This is a genomic window from Lysobacter sp. SCRH-1R (genome assembly GCF_057747855.1).
On the sequence record NZ_CM173227.1, the window covers coordinates 2,586,160 to 2,606,695 of the forward strand.

Below are 20,536 nucleotides of genomic sequence, written 5' to 3' on the forward strand. Positions count from 1 at the left end.
TCGGTTTCCCTCCCCAGCCCGTCACCGTCGTGAGCCTGACGACCTCGTTTCCGAAGTCCGACATCCGCGTCCTGCTGCTGGAAGGCGTCGCGCCCACCGCCGTGGAAAGCTTCCGCAACGCCGGCTATTCGAACATCCAGCTCTACGACAAATCGCTGCCGGCCGACCTGCTGCAGCAGGAAATCGCGCAGGCGCACATCGTCGGCATTCGCTCGCGCACGCAGCTGACCGCCGAAGTGCTGTCGCACGCGCGCCGGCTGATGGCGATCGGCGCGTTCTGCATCGGCACCAACCAGATCGACCTGGACGAAGCCGAACTGGCCGGCATCCCGGTGTTCAACGCGCCCTACTCCAACACGCGCAGCGTCGCCGAACTCGTCGTGGCCGAGGCGATCATGCTGATGCGCGGCATCCCGCAGAAGAGCGCGCAGTGCCATCGCGGCGGGTGGTCGAAGTCCGCCGCCGGCAGTCACGAAGTGCGCGGCAAGACGCTGGGCATCGTCGGCTACGGCCACATCGGCACGCAGGTCGGCGTGATCGCCGAAGCGCTGGGCATGCAGGTGATCTTCCACGACATCGAAACCAAGCTCGCGCTCGGCAACGCGCGCATGGCGATGGGGCTGGACGACCTGCTCGAACGCAGCGACATCGTCACCCTGCACGTGCCGGAGACGCCGGCGACGCAGGGCATGTTCGGCGCGGCACAGGTGGCGAAGATGAAGCCGGGCGCGCACCTGATCAACGCCTCGCGCGGAACGGTGGTGGACATCGACGCGCTCGCCGGCGCACTGGCCTCCGGCGCGATCGGTGGCGCGGCGATCGACGTGTTCCCGGTCGAGCCGCAGGGCAATGCCGATCCGTTCGTCTCGCCGCTGATCGGCCTGGACAACGTGATCCTCACCCCGCACATCGGCGGCAGCACGCTGGAAGCGCAGGAAAACATCGGCCTGGAAGTGGCGGCCAAGCTGATCCGCTACAGCGACAACGGCTCGACGCTGTCGGCGGTGAACTTCCCCGAAGTGACGCTGCCCGAGCACACCGGCAGCACGCGCCTGCTGCACATCCACCGCAACGTGCCAGGCGTGCTGTCGCAGGTGAACGACGTGTTCTCGCGCCTGGGCGTGAACATCGACGGCCAGTTCCTGCGCACGCATCCGAAAGTGGGCTACGTCGTCATCGACGTCACCGCGACGCAGGACCAGGCCGCGCAGGTGCGCGAGGCACTGGCGCGGATTCCGGGGACGCTGCGGACGCGCGTTCTGTATTGAGTCGTTTCGACTGAAGGCACCGCTCAGCGCAACCGCTGAGCCCCGCGCCCACAAGGAGCCGACCCGATCGCGAACGTTGCGAACCCGGGTGCGCTTCGCTTACCCGGGCTACACAGGCGCGGCTCTCATCCAGTCGGAGCGGTTACGACCGCGTCTTCCACTTTCCCGCCATCCGCCGCATCGATTCATCGCTTGTCGGGTCGTTCGCGATTTCCTCGATCCCGCGCCACGCCAGATCGTGCGACTCCTCGCTGACGACGTACGCCTCGCCGCCTTCGGCATGCACCACGTAGCGCACGTCCCAATGCCAGTGACCGGGCACGTCGCCGCGGTCGGGAATCCAGTGGCGGTCCAGGTCGAAGATCTCCGGCTCCACGCGCAGGCCGGTCAGGCCCGACTCCTCTTCCGCCTCACGTAGCGCGACGCGCGCGAGATCGCGGTCGCCATCGGCGTGGCCGCCCAACTGCAACCAGCGTTCGAGCTTGCGATGGTGCGTGAGCAGCACGCGCGTGCCGCCGCGGTCGACCAGCCACGACGACGCGGTGAAATGCCCCACCAGATGGATGCGTTCGAACACCGTCGACGCCTCGTCCAGGAACGCGGCGAACTCACGCGCGAGGTGTGCTTCTTCCGGCCAGCGTTGCGCATAACGGACCAGCGCGTCGTGCAGCGAAGCGGTCTGCGAAGGCGAGGCTGAAGAATCCAAGGAACGGGCCTGCGGGTCGGGCGCGACAGTGTACTTCGGCTTCCTGGCCGACCTCGAGGGAGCTGCCAACTCCTGCTTGCATATCCGCGCAATCATCGGGTGATGAATTTCGGAATCGTCCGATGCCAGTGAGCGACACGAAGCGGCACCGTCTGGGTGTCCTCAACGCAAGAAGGTCCTCATGCCAGCATCCCGCTCCTTCCACGCCCGCGCCCTGTCCGCGCGCGTGGCCCCGGCCTTCGCCGGCCTCGCACTGGGCCTGTTCGCCGTCTCCCTCGCGCATGCCGATACCGGCGTGTCCGCCGAGCCGGACATCCGCTTCACCGGTTCGCTCGCCACGGGCGGCCCGCCGCTGCCGACAGGCATGTTCAACATCGAGCCCTACCTGATCGACACCCAGGTCCGCGGCGTGTACGACGACCGCGGCAATCGCCACGACGTCGATGGCGTCCCCGACAGCTGGGCCGTGGTCGTGCCGATGAGCTACGGCCTCACCGACCGCCTCGGCGTCGGCGCCACGTTCTCGGCGGGCTATGCCTCGACGCTGTCCGGCGATCGCACGTGGGAACTCGGCGACACCAACGTGTCCGCGGCGTACGTGCTGGCGAGCGGCGAGAAGCACAACTCCACGCTGTTCGGAACGCTCAGGCAGACCCTGCCGAGCGGGCAGGCCGATGTGCTGTCGCGCCACAACCTCGCCGAAGCCACCGGCAGCGGTGCGTCGACGACGCAGCTGTCGCTCTCCGGGCAGGCGTACTTCCTCGAGGGCCGCAACCTGCGCGGCCGTTTCAACGTCGCCTGGCGCCTGCCCGGCGCGCACGCGTCGATCGACGACGACAGCGCGTACGGCACGCCCGACTCGTTCCGCGGACGCGCCGAACTCCACGCCGCATCGCAGGCGTCGATCGCGCTGGAGTACAGCCTCAATCCGCAATGGGTGCTGGCGACGGACCTCATCTACGAACAGGATCGCGGCGCGCACGTGCGCGGCACGTGGACCGGTGCGGACGGCCGTCGGGCCGACTGGGATCGCGAACTGCCGTCGTCCTGGCGCCTGTCCCTCGCCCCCGCGGTCGAATACAACTTCACCGACAACATCGGCCTGATCGCCGGCGCGCAGGTGTCGCTGGATGGCCGCAACGCCGCCGCGATCTTCGCGCCGCAGGTCGCGTTGAACATGGCGTTCTGATCCAACGCGAGCCCTCGCGACACCGTGGCGCGAGGGCTCGCACACGTGGTTTCGACCGTGACCTTGCGCGCTTGCCGCTGCTTTCCCGCGTGGGTTATGGTGGCCCGCCCCCCACGGCCATACGTTTCATCGCCCGCCTGAACGGGCGCAGATCTCACATCCCCAGGGGACTTCGATGTTCAAAAACCTGTTCCTCACCAAGCCGGTCGAACCCGCAGGGCACGTCGACGCCGGTGAGCCCGTAGAAGGCAGCCTCCAGGGTGAGGCCACCCTCAAGCGGTCCCTCACCGCCACACAGCTGGTGATGCTGGGCATCGGCGCCGTCATCGGCGCGGGCATCTTCGTACTTTCCGGCCACGCCGCCGCGGAACACGCCGGCCCGGCCATCGTGTTGAGCTTCGTCATCGCCGGTTTCGCCTGCGCGCTCGCGGGCCTGTGCTACGCCGAATTCGCGGCGATGCTGCCGGTGTCGGGCAGCGCCTATTCCTATTCGTATGCCACGCTCGGCGAATTCGTCGCCTGGTTCATCGGCTGGAACCTGGTGCTGGAATACATGTTCGCCGCCTCCACCGTCGCGGTGGGCTGGTCGGGCTACCTCAACAGCTTCCTCGGCGACCTCGGCATGGCCTTGCCGGCCTCGCTCGCCGCCGCGCCGCTCAACGTCATCAATGGTTCCGTCGTCTACACCGGCGGGCTGGTCAACCTGCCGGCGGTGGTCATCGTCGCCGCGCTAAGCGGCCTGTGCTACGTCGGCATCACGCAGTCGGCGATCGTCAACTCGGTCATCGTCGCCATCAAGGTGATCGTGATCGTGATGTTCGTGGCCTTCGCCGCGCAGTACGTCAATCCCGACCACTGGACGCCGTTCGTTCCCGACCGCGTGACCGACGCCAACGGCATCGGCCATTACGGAACGCAGGGCATCATCCGTGGCGCGGCGACCGTGTTCTTCGCCTACATCGGCTTCGACGCCGTATCCACGGCAGCGGGCGAAGCGAAGAACCCGCAGCGCGACATGCCGATCGGCATCCTCGGCTCGCTGGTCATCTGCACGGTCATCTACATCATCGTCGCGCTGGTGCTGACGGGCCTGCTGCCCTACTACGAGCTCTCCACGCCCAAGCCGGTCGCCACCGCGCTGGAAGCCTACCCGTCGCTGCTGTGGCTGAAGAAGATCGTCGAGATCGGCGCCATCGCGGGCCTGAGCTCGGTGATCCTGGTCATGCTGATGGGCCAGCCACGCATCTTCTACTCGATGGCGAAGGACGGCCTGCTGCCGAAGCTGTTCGCCAAGGTCCACCCGAAGCACCAGACCCCGTACGTCGGCACGATCATCGTCGGCGTGTGCGCCTGCCTGCTCGCCGGCCTGCTGCCGATCAACCTGCTGGGCGACCTGGTGTCGATGGGCACGCTGCTCGCCTTCGCAACCGTGTGCGTCGGCGTGCTGGTGCTGCGCTACAAGCGTCCGGACCTCGCGCGTCCGTTCCGCGTCCCGGCCGTGTGGATCGTGTGCCCGCTGGGCATGGCGGCGTGCCTGTACCTGTTCTGGCAGCCGTTCTCCGAGCATTGGCACCTGATGACCGGCTGGACCGCGATCGGCCTGCTGATCTACTTCCTCTACGGCTATCGCAACAGCAAGGTGCGCCAGGCGGCGCGCTGATCCCTTGACGATCACGAGGCCGGCGGCATTCCCGCCGGCCTCGTTCCTTTCGGCTCCATTTCGCCGGCCATCGATGCGCCGGCTTTCGGGAATCACGATGCTTCAACAACTCTGGGCGACCAAGCATCCCCACGCCAGCCACACCGACGCCGAAGGACTGAGCCTGCACCGCACGCTCGGGCCCTGGGGCCTGACCGCGCTGGGCATCGGCGCGGTCATCGGCGGCGGCATCTTCGTCATCACCGGCCAGGCCGCGGCGAACCACGCCGGCCCGGCGATCATGCTGTCGTTCGTCCTCGCGGCGATCTGCTGCACCTTCTGCGCCCTGGCCTACGCCGAATTCGCGGCGATGGTGCCGGTGTCCGGCAGCGCCTACACCTACACCTACGCGACGCTCGGCGAACTGGCCGCGTGGTTCATCGGCTGGATGCTGGTACTCGAATACGGCGTATCGGCGTCGGCGGTGGCGGTGAGCTGGACCGGCTATTTCCTCAGCCTCCTGCAACACTTCGACATCACCCTGCCAAGGGAACTCGTCAGCGCCCCGCTCGATGGCCAGCTGCGCCCCACCGGCGCGATCGCCAACATTCCCGCGGCGGCGATCGTGCTGCTGCTGACGTGGCTGTGCTACGTCGGCATCCGCAAGTCGTCGGCCATGAACATGGCGATGGTCGTGCTCAAGACGGGCCTGATCCTGCTGGTGATCTTCGTCGGTTGGAAGTACGTGAATCCGGACTACTGGCACCCCTTCATTCCCGCCAACGAAGGTCCCGGCAAGTACGGCTGGGAAGGCGTGCTGCGCGGCGCGTCGATGGTGTTCTTCGCCTACATCGGTTTCGAGGCCGTCTCCGTCGCCGCGCAGGAATCGCACAAGCCGCAGCGCGACCTGCCCATCGGCATGCTCGCCTCGCTCGCCATCTGCACCGTGCTGTACATCGCGATGGCCGCGGTGATGACCGGTCTTGTCCCCTTCAACCTGCTGGGCACGGACGAGCCGGTCGTGACCGCCGTTGCCGCGCATCCCGAGCTGGGCTGGTTGCGCGTGGTGGTGGAGATCGGCGCGCTGATCGGCCTGTCGTCGGTGGTGCTGGTGATGATCATCGGCCAGCCGCGCATCTTCATGATCATCGCGCGCGACGGCCTGCTGCCGCCGGTGTTCACCAAGATCCATCCCGAGTACCGCACGCCGCACATCAACACGGTGATCACCGGCATCGGCATCGCATTGCTGGCGGCGCTGTTCCCACTGGATGTGCTGGGCGAACTGACCTCGATGGGCACGCTGATCGCCTTCGCCGCGGTCTGCGGCGGCGTGCTGATCCTGCGCCGCACGCAGCCCGACCTGCCGCGGCCGTTCCGCATCCCGGCGGCATGGCTGATCTGCGGCGCCGGCATCCTCAGTTGCCTCGCCCTGCTCTCGACGATGACGGCCCACAACTGGTTCCTGATGATCCTGTGGACCGCCGCCGGCTTCCTGATCTACTTCCTCTACGGCTACCGCCACAGCCGCCTGCGGCGCGGCTGACGCCCGTTCCGGCCCACGCACGAAGGCGCCCACGTGGCGCCTTCGTCGTTTCCAGGCGGCCGCCGAACGCACGGGCGAGCCGGCACGAAAGGCGCGTCTTTCCGCCCACGGGATGCCGGATTCCCCCTTCCGGAACGGTCCCTTACCACCGGTCCGCTACACTTGCCGGCATGAACGCCCCCCTTCCCTACGACTCCCAGCGCCTGGCGCATTGCGCCGGGGAAATCATCGTGAACGTGCGCGAGCTGTCGGCGCTGGGCTGGACGCCGGCGACCAGCAGCAACTTCTCGCGCCGCATGGACGAGCAGCACATCGCGATCACCGTCTCCGGCCGCGACAAGGGCAAGCTCACCGAGTCGGACATCATGGTGGTCGACCTCGAAGGCCGGCCGGTCGCCACCACCCAGAAATCCTCCGCCGAAACGCTGCTCCACACGCAGCTGTACAAGCGCTTCCCCGACATCGGCTGCGTCCTCCACACGCATTCGAAGGTGCAGACGGTCGCCTCGCGCCTGTACGCCGGCCCCGGGCACGTCCACCTGGAAGGCTACGAGCTCTTGAAAGCCTTCACCGGCAACACCACCCACGAGATCAGCGTCGAGCTCCCCGTGCTGCCCAACAGCCAGGACATGCACACGCTGGCCGCGCAGGTCGATTGCCTGCTCGACCGCCAGCAGATGTGGGGCTACCTGATCGACGGCCACGGCCTCTACGCCTGGGGCCGGGACATGCCGGAAGCCCGGCGCCACCTTGAAGCATTCGAATTCCTGCTCGGCTGCGAGCTTGAACTGAGGAGACTGCAGCGATGAGCCGCCTGCGCATCTTTTCCGAGAACGACCCGTCCAATCCGCGCCTGTCCACCTCCGACCACGCCGAGATGGCGAAGGAACTGGAGAAGATCGGCGTGGCCTTCGAACAGTGGCAGGCGACCGCGCCGGTCGCGCCAGGCGATGCGCCCGAGACGATCATGGACGCCTATCGCGCCGACATCGACCGGCTCGTCCGCGAGCGCGGCTTCAAGACCGTCGACGTGGTGAGCATCGCGCCGGACAACCCGCAGCGCGAGGCGATGCGCACCAAGTTCCTCGACGAGCACTTCCACAAGGAAGACGAAGTGCGCTTCTTCGTCGCGGGCTCGGGCTTGTTCACCCTGCACGTCAACGACGAGGTGTACGAGGTGAAGTGCGAGCAGGGCGACCTGATCGCCGTGCCCGACAGCACGAAGCACTGGTTCGACATGGGCCCGGAACCGAGCTTCATCGCCATCCGCTTCTTCACCGAACCGGACGGCTGGGTCGGTCATTTCACCGGCACCGACATCGCGCAGCGCTTCCCGCGCTTCGAGAAAGGCCAGGCGGGGTGATACGGCGAGAAACGAGCGGGGGGGAACGAGCAACGAGCGTCGCTCGCGTTTCGCTCCCTTCCTCGCGTTTGTCGTTCCTGCGCACTCGTTCCCGACTTCCGATCACACCTCAGCTCCCACTTACTTCATGACCGTAAAAGCCATCCTCACCGACATCGAAGGCACCACCAGCAGCATCTCGTTCGTGAAGGATGTGCTGTTCCCGTACGCACGACGCGCCCTGCCCCGCTTCGTCGCCGCGCGCGGCAGGGAGCCGGGGGTGCGCAAGTGGCTCGACGCCGTGGCGACCGAAAACGGCGGCATGTGCCAGGACGAGATGATCGTGGAGGTGCTGCAGGGCTGGATCGACGAGGACCGCAAGCACACCGCGCTCAAGGCGCTGCAGGGCATGATCTGGGCCGACGGCTACCGCAACGTCGACTTCACCGCGCACATCTATCCCGACGCGGCCAAGGCCCTGCGCGCATGGCATGCGGCCGGCCTGCCGCTGTACGTGTACTCCTCCGGCAGCGTGCCCGCGCAGCGGCTGTTCTTCGGCCATAGCGATGCCGGCGACCTGACCACGCTGTTCTCCGGCTGGTACGACACCGAAGTTGGCGGCAAGCGCGAGGCGCGGAGCTATCGCAACATCGTCGAATCCATCGGCCTCCCGGCCGGCGAGATCCTGTTCCTGTCCGACGTCGTGGAAGAGCTCGACGCCGCGCGCGAGGCCGGATTGCAGACGGTGCTGATCGACCGGCTCGAGGATTACGCAACGCCGCGCACCGGCGAAGGTACGCACGGACACACGCGCGTCGAGACGTTCGCGGACGTTTCGATCGGCCGATAGCGCCGCCCACGATCGCCTTTCGCCGTTACGGGAGCATGCTCCCGACGACGGTGATCGCGACATGCGCGATCACCCGTGGATCTTCTCCCCGCGCTCCAGCATCCCGACGAACTTCTCCACGCGCGCCGCCTTCGTTTCCGGCTTCTTCGCCGTGTGCACGCGCCAGCAGAACGCGTAACGGTTGGTGCGATCCAGCGCGTCGAAGGCCTTGCGCGCCTTCGCGTTCTTCGCCAGTGCCGCGGCGAGTTCCGGCGGGACGTCCATGACGCTCGCCGCCTGGTACGCGGCGTCCCAGCGACCATCCGCCTTCGCCGCGTGGACCTCGCGCAATCCGGCCGGCTGCATGCGTCCGGCCGCGACCAGTTTCTCCACCCGCGCCACGTTGAGTTTCGACCACAGGCTCTTCGCCTTGCGCGGCGTGAAGCGCTGCAGGAAGTACTGCGCATCGCAGCTGCGCTTGAGCCCGTCGATCCAGCCATGGCACAGCGCCACGTCCAGCGCCTGCGAATAGCTCAGCGACGTCGCGCCCGTGTCCTTCTTCGCGATCTTCAGCCACACGCCCGCGTCATCGCCGTGCGCGCCGAGCCACTGCTCCCACGCCGCTTCGGTCCTGAACAGCTTGATCGGCAGATCCGTCGGCGGTTGCACACTCATCGCGCCTACTCCCCTGCATCGTCCAGACGATAGCTTCCCTGCGCACGCTGCTCGCCCTGCCAGCGATCGAACGCGCGCACCTCGATGCGATGCTCGCCCACCGCAAGATCCGTCGGCAACGCACCACGCCACAGGTGCGTCGACGGGTCGGCTTCGGGCGACCGGTCGTAGCCGCGCAGCGACGCCGCCGTATCGTCGGCGACGTTCTCCGCAAGCAGCTTCGGGTCCGGCTGCTCGACGCGCTTCATCGGCTTCCACGCACCATCGTCGATACGGTACTCGATGCGGGTTTCGGCGTCGCCCATGTACACGTTCGCGAACACGCCGAACGCCGGATACGCGCCGCGACGCAGCACCTTCGGCGCATGCAGGCCGATCGCCTCATCCTTCGCACCACGCGCGACCACGTAGCGCAGCGAGTACGAGCCGTCCGGCCGGAACGTTGCCCACGCATGGCCGTTCGGCGTGCCGTCGCTCATCATCGTGTCGGGAATGCCCTGCGCATCCTTCACGCCCGACCAGAACGCGCCGCAGGTCGCACCGACGTTGTATTCGTGCAGCGGCTTTGCGCCGTGCCATCCGGTGGAAGCACCATGGAAATAGTGCCGCTGGTTGTGCGTGTGCGCGCTGAGCAGCAACACGTTCGGGCGATCGGCCAGCAGCGCGAACAACCGCTCGCGATCGGCACGACGGAACGTCTCGACGCCCGGCACCGGATCGAAGAGCGGGATGTGCACCGAGATCACCACGCGCCGCTCCTTCGGCAACGTCGCCAGGTACGCCTCCAGGAACGCGAACTGGTCCTCGCGCAATCCGCCGACGTAGGACGGCTTCTTCCCCGGCATGTACACCACGTCGTCCATCACGATGAAGCTGGCCTGCGGTTCCTCCCACGCGTACGTATCCGGTCCGAACACGTTGCGGAAGCCGAGCAGCGCGTCCTCGTCGCGCGTGGCGTCGAAATCCAGATCATGATTGCCCGCCACATGAAGCCACGGCACGCCGAGCTTCGCCGTCACGCGGTTCATCGCCGGATACAGCGACAGATCGTCGTTGACGATGTCGCCCATGCTGATGCCGAGCTGCGCGTCGTGTCGGCCGACGAGCGGATCGACGATGTCGCGTTCGTAGTAGCCCACGTCCACCATGCTCTTGGGCTGCGGATCGCCGAACACCAGCATCCTCAACTCGCCGGGCCGACGCGGGAGACGATGCAGCGCGAAGTCGTAGGACGCCTGCGGCGAGGTCGCGGGAATGCCGCCATGGCGCAGCGACGGCGAGCCCAGCGGAAACAGGTGATGCCAGAACAGCGGCAGTCCGTTCGCACCGGTGGCAACGGCATGTCGCGGCGGCTTGACGACGAACAAGGTGCTGCCTTCACGCATCGGCAGCGTGTAAGTGCCCTGCGCGTCGGTGATCGCGAGCTCGCGGCCGTTGGAGACCTTCACGCCCTCGATGCCGCGCTCGCGCGCATCGCGCCGGCCATTTGCATTCGCATCGTCGAACACGATGCCGGCAACGCTGGATTGCGCCGCCGCGTGGCCCGACACGGCCAGCAGGGCGATGAGGACGACGGGAAGAACGTGCGGCATGGCGGGACTCGGCACCGGGATCGCGGGATTATCGTCCGCGCCCGTGTCCGCCGGAAGTCGCGCGGCTTGCCTCAGCGGGCGTGACGCGCCTTCAGCAGCGCCTCGACGTCGGCCAGCCCGAGCCCGCGCGCGCGCAGCAGTACCAGCAGGTGGTACAGCAGATCGCCCGCTTCGCCCATCAGTTCCTCGTCGCCCTGCGCCACCGCGGCCAGCGCGGTCTCGACACCCTCCTCGCCCACCTTCTGCGCGATCCGGCGGATGCCACCGTCGAACAGCCGCGTGGTGTAGCTGTCGGCGGGGCGCTCGCGTTCGCGCTGCGCTATGAGGACGTCGAGTTCGTGCAGGAACGGCTGCGCCCCGCCCGGCGCCTGCGCGAAACAGCTTTCGCGTCCAAGGTGGCAGGTCGGCCCATGCGGTCGCGCCGTCACCAGCAGCGTGTCGCGATCGCAATCCACGTCGATGGCGACGAGATCGAGGTAATGGCCGGAGGTTTCGCCCTTCGTCCATTGCGCGTTGCGGCTGCGGCTGAAGAACGTGACGTGCCCGCTGTCGAGCGTGGTGCGCAGCGCGGTGGCATCCATGTAGCCCAGCATCAGCACGCGCAAGGTGTCCGCATCCTGCACGATCGCGGGCAGCATGCCGCCCTGCTTGTCCCATGCGAGCGTTTCGATCGCGATGGACGAACGTTCAACCGACATCGCGCACCTCGATGCCCTGCCCGCGCAGGTACCGTTTGAGTTCGGGAATCCGCACCGCCCCGGTGTGGAACACGCTCGCCGCAAGCGCCGCATCGACATCGGCCTGCGCGAACGCCTGCGCGAAATGCGCGATCGTCCCCGCGCCGCCGGACGCCACCAGCGGCACCGCACAGCGCTCGCGCACGGCGCGCAACTGTTCGATGTCGTAGCCCTGCCGCACGCCATCGCTGCCCATGCAGTTGAGCACGATCTCGCCCGCGCCACGCTCCTGCGCCTCGACGACCCAGTCGAGCGTGCGCTTCGGCAACGCGCGCGTGCGTGAGGGATCGCCGGTGTACTGGCGCACGTGCCATTCGCCGTCCGCGTCGCGCAGGCTGTCGATGCCCACCACGACGCACTGCACACCGAACACGTCGGCGATCTCGCCGATCAGCGCGGGCCGTTCCAGCGCCGGCGTGTTGATCGACACCTTGTCCGCACCCGCATGCAGCACCGCACGCGCATCCTCGACCGAGCGGATGCCGCCCGCCACGCAGAACGGAATGTCGATCACCCGTGCGACGCGCTCCACCCACTGCCGGTCCACGCTGCGGCCTTCGGGGCTCGCGGTGATGTCGTAGAACACGAGTTCGTCGGCGCCCTCATCGCGATAACGCAATGCGAGCTCGACGATATCGCCCATGTCCACGTGATCGCGGAAGCGCACGCCCTTCACGACGCGGCCATCGCGAACATCCAGGCACGGCACGATCCGGCGGCTCAGCATGCCTGTGTCCTCTTCAGCGCTTCATCGAGTGCGAAGCGTCCTTCGATCAGCGCCTTGCCCAGCACCGCCCCGGCGCAGCCGGCGCCGCGCGCGTCTTCGATGTCGTCGACACCGCGCACGCCGCCGGACGCCTGCACGCGCAGGTTTGGCGCCAACGTGGACAGATGCCGATACAGCGCGATGCCCGGGCCCGCGAGCATGCCGTCGCGCGCGATGTCGGTGCACAGCACGTTGCGCACACCGCCGTCCGCGACGCGCTGCACCAGTGCATCGAGTTCGACGCCGCTGTCCTGCGTCCAGCCCGCGGTCGGCAGGCGCCAAGCGCCGGACGCGTCCTGGCGCGCATCGAGCGCAACCGTGATGCGATCCGCTCCGAAGCGTTCGACCCAGCGCAGCACGCGTTCCGGTTCGCGCACCGCAAGCGATCCGACCACGACGCGTTCGGCGCCGGCATCGAGGATCATCGCGACGTCGTCCTCGCTGCGCACGCCACCGCCGGTCTGCACGCGCAATCCGGTTCGCGCGACCACCTCGCGCACCAGCGGGCGCAGCGTGTAACCGCCTTCACGCGCGGCGTCCAGGTCGACCAGATGCAACCACCGCGCACCGGCGGCCGCATACTGCGATGCGAGCTCGATCGGCGACGGCGCATAGCGCGTCTCGCGCGCGTAGTCGCCCTGGTGCAATCGCACGACTCGGCCGTCGCGCACGTCGATGGCGGGATACAGTTCGAAGGCGATGTCCCGCATCGCTGGCGAAGGCACGTTCATGCCGCCTCCATCGCGAGGAAGTTCGCGAGCAGGCGCTGCCCGGTCGCGGCCGAACGTTCCGGATGGAATTGCGCACCGAAGCGGAGACCACGTCCGGCGACGGCGGTGAATGCACTGCCGTACTCGCTGCTCGCAAGCGTGTCCTCGCTGGGCGGCGCGGCGAAGCCATGCACGAAGTACGCCCATTCGCCGTTCGCGATGCCATCGAGCAGCGGCGAGGCGCGCTCGCATCGCAGGCGGTTCCAGCCCATGTGCGGCACGCGCAGGCCTGGGCGCGGCGGCATGCGTCCAATGCGTCCACGCAGCACGCCAAGCCCTTCCACGTCGCCTTCCTCCGAGGATTCGTACAGCAGTTGCATGCCCAGGCAGATGCCGAGCAGCGGCGCTTCGAGCGACCGGATCGTCTCCACCAGGCCGAGTTCGTGCAGGCGCCGCATCGCCGGCGCGGCGGCGCCGACGCCCGGCAGGATGACGCGCGGCGCGTTGGCGATGGTGTCCGCGTCGGCGCTCAACACCGCACGTGCGCCCACGCGCTCCAGCGCATAACGCACCGAACCGATGTTGCCGCCGCCCCAGTCGATGAGAACGACGTCAGTCATGATTGCCGGCCCTTGAATGTCACGTTGAAGCTCATGCGAATTCCGCCCCTCAGAGCGTGCCCTTGGTGCTCGGCAGCTCGCGCCCCTCGCGTTTGACGGCCTGACGCAACGCGCGCGCGACCGCCTTGAAGCAGGCTTCGACCTTGTGGTGATCGTTGTCGCCGTCCACGCGCAGGTTGAGGTTGAGTCCAGCGGTTTCGCACAGCGAGCGGAAGAAATGCGGGACGAGTTCGGTCGGCAGCCCGCCCACGCGTTCGCGCGCGAACGCGCCTTCGAATACGAAGTACGGGCGGCCGGAGAAGTCCAGCGCCGCGCTCGCCAGCGATTCGTCCATCGGCAGCGTGAAACCGTAGCGACCGATGCCGCGCTTGTCGCCCAGCGCTTCGCGCAGGGCCTGGCCGAGCGCGAGCGCGCTGTCCTCGACCGTGTGGTGTTCGTCGATGTGCAGGTCGCCGTCACAGCGAAGCTCCAGCGCGATGCCGCCATGCTTGCCGATCTGTTCGAGCATGTGGTCGAAGAAACCGAGCCCGGTCGACACCTTCGGGTCCGCGTTGCGGTCGAGATCGACCGCGACCTCGATGCGTGTCTCGCGCGTGTTGCGCGTCACGCGCGCGGTTCGCGGCGCATCGGCCAGCGCATGTGCGATGCCGCTCCAGTCCCACTCGCCGCCGAATTGTGGCGTGCGCAGCTGGAACGCGCGGATTCCGAGGTTGCGGGCGAAGGCGTTGTCGGTCTCGCGATCGCCCACCATGGCCGAACGCGTCCAGTCGATCCCGCGATCGCGCAGCAGCGGAAGTGCGAGCGCGATGCCCGGCTTGCGCGTGGCCGCGTTCTCCGCCGGCAGGCTCGTGTCGATGAGCACGTCGCGGAACACGATGCCCTGGCTCTCGAACACCTGCATCATCAAGCCATGCGGGCCATCGAAATCGGCCTGCGGGAAGGCGTCGGTGCCCAAGCCATCCTGGTTGGTGACCATCACGAACTGGTAGCCGGCATCGCGCAGGCGCAGCATCGCCGGGATCACGCCCGGCACGAAACGCAGCTTGTCGAAGCGGTCGATCTGGAAGTCGGACGGTTCCTCGATCAGCGTCCCGTCGCGATCGACGAACAGGATGGGCGTCGTGTTCATGCGCGCGACTCCAGCACCGACAGCACCGTCGCATTCTGCTGCGGCGTTCCCACGCTGATGCGCAGCGCGTCGCCGAGGCCCGGCGCGGCGCGCATGTCGCGCACGACGATGCCTGCGTCGAGAAGGCGATCGAATGCGGACTGCGCATCGTCGAAGCGCGCCAGCACGAAGTTCGCCCGCGAGGCGTACACGCGTCGAACGCCGGGCAGTTCCGCGAGTTTCTCCGCAAGCGCGTCGCGTTCGGCTCGCACGATGCCGATGCGCGATCGCGTCCGCGATGCCGCTCCCGTCGCGAGTGCACGCAGTGCTTCGTCCGTGCACGCCGCAGGCAACGGATACGGCGCCTGGCAACGGCGCAGCACTTCGATCAGTGCGGCATCGGCGACGACGACACCGATGCGCGCCGCGGCCAGCGCGTGCGCCTTCGACAGCGTGCGCAGCACGGCCACGTTGCGGCAGGTGGCGATCAGTTGCGTTGCGGAGGGCGCGTCGGCGAACTCGATGTAGGCCTCGTCGACCACGACCAGCGCCTGGTCTTCAAGGCGACGGGCGAGCGCGGCGATCGCGTCGAGCGGAAGCAGCGCGCCGGTCGGATTCCCGGGCGAACACAGGAACACGATGCGCGCGCCCTGCGCGAGCGCGGCATCGCCGATGGCAGCGAAATCGCAGCGCCACTCGCGGTCGTTCTCGCGCAGCGGCACGTCGATCACGCGCGTGCCGTGCAGGCGCGCGCTCACCGCATACATGCCGAAGGTCGGCGTGCTGACGACGATGGCATCGCCGCCTGGCCGGCACACGGCGCGCACCAGCAGGTCGATGCCTTCATCGCTACCGCGACCGGCGAGCAGCTGCTCCGGCGCGCAGTCGTAGAGTGCGGCGAGCGCTTCTCGCAGCGCCTGCGGTTGCGGATCGGGATAGCGGCGCAGCATGCCGTCGGCGTCCGAGGGATTCGGCCATGGGGATTCGTTGGCATTGAGCCAGATCTCGCCCTGCAGGCGATCGCTGCGCGCCGAGCGGTAGCCGCCGAAATCGCGCAGGTCTTCGCGCACCAGCGCGAGCGGACCCGTGGCGATGTTCTCGTTCACGACCGCGTTCACGACGCCACCGCCTGCAAGCGCAGCGCGACCGCTTGCAGATGCGCGTCGAGGCCTTCGGCGCGTGCGAGTTCCACCGCGCACGGGCCGATCGCCTCGATGCCGCGCGGCTGCACTTCCTGCACGGTGATCGCCAGCTGGAAGCTCGCGACATTCAGGCCACCGGCAAAGCGCGCCGCGCCGCTGGTCGGCAGCACGTGGTTGGTGCCGCTGCAGTAATCGCCCAGCGCTTCGGGCGCCCAGTCGCCGAGGAACACCGAACCCGCCGCCGTCACACGCGGCAACCACTCGCGCGCGTCGCGCAGCGCGAGGATGAGGTGCTCGGGCGCGTATCGGTTGCTGACTTCCAGCGCCTGCTCGATCGATTCCACGCGGATCGCGCTGGAGGATTGCAGCGCACGTCGTGCGATGTCCGCGCGCGGCAGCTGCGCGAGTTGCAGCGCGAGCTGGCCGGCCACCGATTCGATCAACGCATCATCGTCGCTGAGCAGCAGCACCTGCGAGTCGGGCCCGTGCTCGGCCTGGGAGAGCAGGTCCGCGGCGACGAAGGCCGGGTTCGCACCGGCATCGGCGATCACGAGCACTTCCGACGGGCCGGCGGGCATGTCGATCGCGGCGCCGTCGACGTCCATCGCGACCTGGCGCTTGGCCTCGGTCACGTACGCGTTGCCGGGGCCGAACAGCTTGTCGCAGCGCGGGATGGTCGCCGTGCCGTAGGCCATCGCGGCGATGGCCTGCGCGCCGCCGACCTTGAACACGCGCGTCACGCCGCAGCGCCTGGCCGCGTACAGCACGGCGGGATCGGCGCTGCCGTCGCGACGCGGCGGCGTGCACAGCACGATGTCCGGGCAGCCGGCCAGCCGCGCCGGCACGCCGAGCATCAGCGCGGTCGACGGCAGCGGCGCCGACCCCGCCGGCACGTACAGGCCGACGCGCTGGATGGGTCGCAGCACGCGTTCGCAACGCACGCCGGGCGCGGTGTCGACCGCGTACGGCGCGGTCATGCCGGCTTCGTGGAAGACGGCGATGCGTTCGGCGGCTTCGTCTATCGCGGCGCGAAGGTCCGGCGGCAGCGCGGATTCGGCCTCGGCGAATTCCGCATCGCTCACCGTGAAGCCGGCCAGTTCCACGCCGTCGAAGCGTTCGCCGAAGGCGCGCAGCGCGGCATCGCCGTTGTCGCGGACCTCGTTGATGATCGCCGCGACGGCACTCGCCGTCGTGCTGGACGCCATCTGCGCGGGACGGCGCAGCAACTGCGATTGCGTGCGCGCATCGAGCACGCGCCAGTCGACGCGGCGCATCAGCGATTCGGTGGAGACGGCGGCGCTCATGCCAGCATGCCCTCCACCGGCAGCACCATCAGGCCGCGCGCGCCGGCCCGCTTGAGTTCCTCCAGCCGCTGCCAGGTCACCGCGCCGTGGCAGAGCGCCTGCAACGCGAGGTCTTCGCCGTCGTCCAGGCGCATTACCGTCGGCGCTTCCGCATCCGGCAGCAGCGGCAGCAGATCGGGCAGCACGCGGCGCGGCGCCTGGAACAGCAGCAGCTTGCTGTGACGGATGCGCAGCGCGCCGTCGAGGCGACGCAGCAGCAGGTCGGCGAGTTCGCCGCGCGTGGCGTCCAGCGCCTCGGCCGGGCCGGCGAGCACGGCTTCGCTTTCCAGCAGGGTGGTCACCGGCTTGAGCTGGTTCGCCGCGAGCGTCGCGCCGCTCGACACCAGGTCGCAGATCGCATCGGCCTGGCCGAGGCGCGGTGCGATTTCGACCGAGCCCGACAGCAGCACCACCTTCGCGTCGATGCCCCGGTCGGCAAGCCATCGCGAGAGCAGCGCCGGGTAGCTGGTGGCGATGCGCTTGCCGGCGAGTTGCTCCGGGCCCTGCCAGTCCCAGCCATCGGGAATGGCGAGCGACAGGCGGCAGCCGCCGAAGCCGAGCGCGCGCCATTCGCGGAACGTGGGCTTGGCGCCGTTCGCCTCGCGGTCGCAGCCCTGCTCAAGCAGCACATTGCGGCCGACGATGCCGAGGTCGCACACGCCTTCGGCGATCAGGCCGGGAATGTCGTCGTCGCGCACCAGCAGCAGGTCGACGGGCAGCGATTCGCCGTAGCAGAACAGGCGGTCGCGGCTCTCGCGCCAGCTCAGGCCGCAGGAGGTCAGCAGGGCGCGCGCCGGGTCGGCCAGCCGGCCGGACTTCTGGATCGCGATGCGCAGGCGGTCGCGCGCCGGCGTGTTGGGGGACGGACTCATGGGGTTCTCGGATCAGCCGGCGTTGACGGCGGCGGGAGGCGTGGAAAGACGGGATGCCGCGATGCCGTAGCCGCCGGCGCCGCGTTCGAGCGTGCGCGCGACGCGGCCGATGGTGGTCACGCTGACCTGGGTGCGCTCGTGGATTTCGCGGTACGGCACGTTTTCCTGCAGCAGCGGGACGACGCGCCAGCGGTCGCCCATCGCTTCCAGTTCGGCCGGCGTGCACAGGTCCTCGAGGAAGGCCTGGACCTCCTCGACCGTGCGCAGGCTGGCCAGCGCGGTCGCGAGGAACGCGAGGTTCTCGGCGCTGCGCTCGTTTTCGGTGGGTCGTCGTTTCATTGCGGGCGAATGAATGTATTAACGTGTTAATACATTGGACCATTCGACGAGGACGCGCGTCAACCCGGAACGGCTTCCGCGATCGGGTCCGCGGTCCTTCGGCCCCGCTTGTCTGAACGCCGCGTTCACACCGTCCACGGCGATAGTGACGGCCGCGTCACGACGCGACTGCATCGCCCCGCACTGCCCGTGGCCCGATGCCCGTCACAGGAACCAACGACCGGACGCCGGCCGACCGCCGGTGCCGAAGGGGACGACATGGGATGTGCGCCTGCCTGGCTCCGGCTCTGCCTCGCGGGGGTCGTCCTGCTCGCGTCCGCGGCGATGGCGGCAGGCCCGCGCGGGGAGACGATCGAGCTGCGCCGGGACACCGCCGAGGTGGCGCTCGGCCCGGCGATGCGCCATGTCCACGACGCCACGGCGCAGGGCGATCTGGCGGCGGCGACACGCTGGCTCGACGAAGGCCGGTTCCGGCCCCTGCCGCGCGGACGGACGTCGCTCGGCTTCCAGGACGGCGCCTTCTGGTTCCACACTCGCGTGCTCAACCGCGACAACCCCGAAACCCGCTGGCTGCTGGTCCAGCGCTTCGCGCTCAGCGACCGCATCGACGTCTACGCGCGACATGCCGATGGCCGCGTCGCGTTCCAGGCCGGCGGTGATCACCGCCCCTTCGGCGCGCGCAGCATCCGCTACCGGCATCCGAACTTCCTGCTGACGTTGCCTCGGGGCGAGCCGGTGGACCTGTTCGTCCGCGTGCGCAGCGAGAGCTCGATGCAGGTGCCGCTGTCCCTGCTCACCCTGCCCGCCTTCGCCGAAACCACGCGCGACGCGCAGTTCGTCATCGGTGCGTACTACGGCATCCTGCTGGCGCTGTTCTTCTACAACCTCGCGCTGTGGCTGAGCCTGCGTGATGCCGGCTACTTCTGGTACCTGTTCCACCTGTCGGCGTTCGGACTGGTGCTGTTCACCCTCAACGGCCTGGGGTTCGAGTACCTGTGGCCGGGCTCATCGACGTTGAACGACCGCATGGTGCCGCTGTCGGTGTGTCTTGCGCAGATCGGCATGCAGCAGTTCACGCGCGTGTTCCTCGAACTGCGCCAGCGCTGGCCGCCCGGCGATCGCGCTGGACTGGCGCTGATCGCCTTCTTCGCGCTGCTCGGCATCGCCTCCACGTGGTTGCCGTATCGCATCGCGACGCCACTGGCTGCCGCCGCGGTACTGGCGAGCATCGCGTGGATCGCGATCGTCACGGTGACGATGGTTCGCCGTGGTTACGCGCCGGCGCGGCTGTTCCTGATCGCGTGGGCGATGTTCCTGCTCGGCACGGGACTGTTCGTCGGTGTCGCCTTCGGCATGGCGCCGAAGAATTTCCTGACCGAATACGGTGTGCAGATCGGCTCGGCGCTGGAGATGCTGCTGCTGTCGGTCGCGCTGGGGCACCGCTACGCGCGGCTTCGCGGCGAGAACGAACGCATCGCGCGCGAAGCGAAGGAACTGCTGGAACACAAGGTCGAACAGCGCACCACCGAGCTGCGCAGCGCACTGGTGCAGTTGGAGGACGCCCACGCGCGATTGCGCGAATCCAGCCAGCGCGACGCGCTCACCGGCCTGCACAACCGCAGCCATTTCCGCGACCGGTTCGATGCGCTGCTGCGGCAGGCGCGCGAGCATCGCCGCCCGCTGTCGCTGCTGATGATCGACCTGGACAACTTCAAGACGATCAACGATCGCTACGGCCACCTGATCGGCGACGAATGCCTGCGCTGGGCCGCGCGCACGCTGGGCCACGCATTGCGCCCGCATCACGACGCGTTGCTGGCGCGCTTCGGCGGCGAGGAATTCGTGGTGGTGCTGCCCGGGCTCGACCTCGTCGCGGCGGCGCGCGTCGCCGAAGACCTGAGGCAGCACCTGCGCGAAGCCCCGTTCCGCAGCAGCGGCACGTACGAGATCCCGGTGACGGCGAGCATCGGCGTGCACGCGGTCGACCCTGCGACCGCCGGCGGGATCGACCCGCTGTTGCAGCTGGCCGACCAGGCGCTGTACCGCGCGAAGGCGGATGGACGCGATTGCGTGCGGACGTCGCAGGGGGAGATGGCGTGAGGGCGCGCTGACC

The 20,536-nt window shown here is 68.4% G+C and carries 20 protein-coding genes; 8 read left to right on the forward strand and 12 right to left on the reverse strand.

The window, feature by feature from the left end; genetic code table 11:
* Positions 1-29: 29 nt before the first annotated feature.
* Positions 30-1,268, forward strand: coding sequence for a phosphoglycerate dehydrogenase (gene serA / locus AC3ANK_RS11710; RefSeq protein ID WP_484171257.1), 1,239 nt, complete (start codon positions 30-32; stop codon positions 1,266-1,268).
* A 142-nt stretch (positions 1,269-1,410) separates the two neighbouring features.
* On the opposite strand, the gene AC3ANK_RS11715 is transcribed toward serA, so the two are convergent.
* Entirely contained in the window at positions 1,411-1,974 is a 564-nt protein-coding gene (locus AC3ANK_RS11715; protein WP_484171258.1) for an NUDIX hydrolase, read from the reverse strand.
* A 181-nt stretch (positions 1,975-2,155) separates the two neighbouring features.
* On the opposite strand from AC3ANK_RS11715, the gene AC3ANK_RS11720 reads away from it, so the two are divergent.
* The 6 genes from AC3ANK_RS11720 to mtnC all read left to right on the forward strand — a co-directional run bounded on the left by AC3ANK_RS11720 (position 2,156) and on the right by mtnC (position 8,540).
* A complete protein-coding gene (locus AC3ANK_RS11720; protein WP_484171259.1) occupies positions 2,156-3,163 on the forward strand; it encodes a hypothetical protein in 1,008 nt (335 codons plus the stop codon).
* A 175-nt stretch (positions 3,164-3,338) separates the two neighbouring features.
* Positions 3,339-4,823, forward strand: coding sequence for an amino acid permease (locus tag AC3ANK_RS11725; RefSeq protein WP_206860974.1), 1,485 nt, complete (start codon positions 3,339-3,341; stop codon positions 4,821-4,823).
* A 97-nt stretch (positions 4,824-4,920) separates the two neighbouring features.
* Positions 4,921-6,348, forward strand: coding sequence for an amino acid permease (locus AC3ANK_RS11730; protein WP_206860975.1), 1,428 nt, complete (start codon positions 4,921-4,923; stop codon positions 6,346-6,348).
* 170 nt (positions 6,349-6,518) lie between these two features.
* The gene (locus AC3ANK_RS11735) at positions 6,519-7,157 is read left to right on the forward strand and encodes a methylthioribulose 1-phosphate dehydratase (protein ID WP_206860976.1); all 639 of its coding nucleotides are present in this window, start codon (positions 6,519-6,521) and stop codon (positions 7,155-7,157) included.
* Entirely contained in the window at positions 7,154-7,711 is a 558-nt protein-coding gene (locus tag AC3ANK_RS11740; protein ID WP_206860977.1) for a 1,2-dihydroxy-3-keto-5-methylthiopentene dioxygenase, read from the forward strand. The genes AC3ANK_RS11735 and AC3ANK_RS11740 overlap by 4 nt, the downstream gene beginning before the upstream one ends.
* A 127-nt stretch (positions 7,712-7,838) precedes the next feature.
* A complete protein-coding gene (gene mtnC, locus AC3ANK_RS11745; RefSeq protein ID WP_484171260.1) occupies positions 7,839-8,540 on the forward strand; it encodes an acireductone synthase in 702 nt (233 codons plus the stop codon).
* A gap of 69 nt (positions 8,541-8,609) precedes the next feature.
* Here the strand turns inward: mtnC and AC3ANK_RS11750 are convergent, their stop codons facing one another.
* From AC3ANK_RS11750 to AC3ANK_RS11800, 11 genes are all read right to left on the reverse strand, one after another.
* Positions 8,610-9,194: a YdeI/OmpD-associated family protein gene (locus AC3ANK_RS11750; RefSeq protein WP_484171261.1), complete on the reverse strand. Its 585-nt coding sequence runs from the start codon at positions 9,192-9,194 to the stop codon at positions 8,610-8,612.
* Between the two features lie 5 nt (positions 9,195-9,199).
* A complete protein-coding gene (locus tag AC3ANK_RS11755; RefSeq protein ID WP_484171262.1) occupies positions 9,200-10,786 on the reverse strand; it encodes a calcineurin-like phosphoesterase C-terminal domain-containing protein in 1,587 nt (528 codons plus the stop codon).
* A gap of 71 nt (positions 10,787-10,857) precedes the next feature.
* The gene (gene hisIE / locus AC3ANK_RS11760; protein WP_484171263.1) at positions 10,858-11,484 is read right to left on the reverse strand and encodes a bifunctional phosphoribosyl-AMP cyclohydrolase/phosphoribosyl-ATP diphosphatase HisIE; all 627 of its coding nucleotides are present in this window, start codon (positions 11,482-11,484) and stop codon (positions 10,858-10,860) included.
* Complete coding sequence (gene hisF, locus AC3ANK_RS11765) at positions 11,474-12,250, reverse strand: imidazole glycerol phosphate synthase subunit HisF (protein ID WP_484171264.1); 777 nt, start codon at positions 12,248-12,250, stop codon at positions 11,474-11,476. The genes hisIE and hisF overlap by 11 nt, the downstream gene beginning before the upstream one ends.
* A complete protein-coding gene (gene hisA / locus AC3ANK_RS11770) occupies positions 12,244-12,990 on the reverse strand; it encodes a 1-(5-phosphoribosyl)-5-[(5-phosphoribosylamino)methylideneamino]imidazole-4-carboxamide isomerase (protein ID WP_484172870.1) in 747 nt (248 codons plus the stop codon). Before hisA ends, hisF begins: the two co-directional genes overlap by 7 nt.
* Before the next feature lie 26 nt (positions 12,991-13,016).
* The gene (gene hisH / locus AC3ANK_RS11775; RefSeq protein ID WP_484171265.1) at positions 13,017-13,619 is read right to left on the reverse strand and encodes an imidazole glycerol phosphate synthase subunit HisH; all 603 of its coding nucleotides are present in this window, start codon (positions 13,617-13,619) and stop codon (positions 13,017-13,019) included.
* 49 nt (positions 13,620-13,668) lie between these two features.
* Positions 13,669-14,748, reverse strand: a complete 1,080-nt coding sequence (gene hisB, locus AC3ANK_RS11780; protein ID WP_484171266.1) for a bifunctional histidinol-phosphatase/imidazoleglycerol-phosphate dehydratase HisB — start codon at positions 14,746-14,748, stop codon at positions 13,669-13,671.
* Positions 14,745-15,845 (reverse strand): histidinol-phosphate transaminase, encoded by a 1,101-nt coding sequence (gene hisC / locus AC3ANK_RS11785; RefSeq protein ID WP_484171267.1) that lies wholly within the window; start codon positions 15,843-15,845, stop codon positions 14,745-14,747. The genes hisB and hisC overlap by 4 nt, the downstream gene beginning before the upstream one ends.
* Positions 15,842-17,143: a histidinol dehydrogenase gene (gene hisD / locus AC3ANK_RS11790; protein WP_484172871.1), complete on the reverse strand. Its 1,302-nt coding sequence runs from the start codon at positions 17,141-17,143 to the stop codon at positions 15,842-15,844. The genes hisC and hisD overlap by 4 nt, the downstream gene beginning before the upstream one ends.
* A 26-nt stretch (positions 17,144-17,169) precedes the next feature.
* The gene (gene hisG, locus AC3ANK_RS11795; protein WP_484171268.1) at positions 17,170-18,084 is read right to left on the reverse strand and encodes an ATP phosphoribosyltransferase; all 915 of its coding nucleotides are present in this window, start codon (positions 18,082-18,084) and stop codon (positions 17,170-17,172) included.
* A 12-nt stretch (positions 18,085-18,096) separates the two neighbouring features.
* Complete coding sequence (locus AC3ANK_RS11800; protein WP_206860986.1) at positions 18,097-18,423, reverse strand: YerC/YecD family TrpR-related protein; 327 nt, start codon at positions 18,421-18,423, stop codon at positions 18,097-18,099.
* A 324-nt stretch (positions 18,424-18,747) separates the two neighbouring features.
* Here AC3ANK_RS11800 and AC3ANK_RS11805 point away from each other — a divergent pair, with 324 nt between their 5' ends.
* Entirely contained in the window at positions 18,748-20,523 is a 1,776-nt protein-coding gene (locus AC3ANK_RS11805) for a sensor domain-containing diguanylate cyclase (protein ID WP_484171269.1), read from the forward strand.
* The last annotated feature ends 13 nt before the right edge of the window (positions 20,524-20,536 follow it).

Coding starts and splice junctions, on each gene's coding strand:
- hisIE (WP_484171263.1), bottom strand. CDS start 11,484: ATGTCGGTTGAACGTTCGTCCATCGCGATCGAAACGCTCGCATGGGAC.
- AC3ANK_RS11720 (WP_484171259.1), top strand. CDS start 2,156: ATGCCAGCATCCCGCTCCTTCCACGCCCGCGCCCTGTCCGCGCGCGTG.
- mtnC (WP_484171260.1), top strand. CDS start 7,839: ATGACCGTAAAAGCCATCCTCACCGACATCGAAGGCACCACCAGCAGC.
- hisD (WP_484172871.1), bottom strand. CDS start 17,143: ATGCGCCGCGTCGACTGGCGCGTGCTCGATGCGCGCACGCAATCGCAG.
- AC3ANK_RS11735 (WP_206860976.1), top strand. CDS start 6,519: ATGAACGCCCCCCTTCCCTACGACTCCCAGCGCCTGGCGCATTGCGCC.
- AC3ANK_RS11740 (WP_206860977.1), top strand. CDS start 7,154: ATGAGCCGCCTGCGCATCTTTTCCGAGAACGACCCGTCCAATCCGCGC.
- hisB (WP_484171266.1), bottom strand. CDS start 14,748: ATGAACACGACGCCCATCCTGTTCGTCGATCGCGACGGGACGCTGATC.
- hisG (WP_484171268.1), bottom strand. CDS start 18,084: ATGAGTCCGTCCCCCAACACGCCGGCGCGCGACCGCCTGCGCATCGCG.
- AC3ANK_RS11750 (WP_484171261.1), bottom strand. CDS start 9,194: ATGAGTGTGCAACCGCCGACGGATCTGCCGATCAAGCTGTTCAGGACC.
- AC3ANK_RS11730 (WP_206860975.1), top strand. CDS start 4,921: ATGCTTCAACAACTCTGGGCGACCAAGCATCCCCACGCCAGCCACACC.
- AC3ANK_RS11725 (WP_206860974.1), top strand. CDS start 3,339: ATGTTCAAAAACCTGTTCCTCACCAAGCCGGTCGAACCCGCAGGGCAC.
- AC3ANK_RS11800 (WP_206860986.1), bottom strand. CDS start 18,423: ATGAAACGACGACCCACCGAAAACGAGCGCAGCGCCGAGAACCTCGCG.
- AC3ANK_RS11805 (WP_484171269.1), top strand. CDS start 18,748: ATGGCGGCAGGCCCGCGCGGGGAGACGATCGAGCTGCGCCGGGACACC.
- hisF (WP_484171264.1), bottom strand. CDS start 12,250: ATGCTGAGCCGCCGGATCGTGCCGTGCCTGGATGTTCGCGATGGCCGC.
- AC3ANK_RS11755 (WP_484171262.1), bottom strand. CDS start 10,786: ATGCCGCACGTTCTTCCCGTCGTCCTCATCGCCCTGCTGGCCGTGTCG.
- hisH (WP_484171265.1), bottom strand. CDS start 13,619: ATGACTGACGTCGTTCTCATCGACTGGGGCGGCGGCAACATCGGTTCG.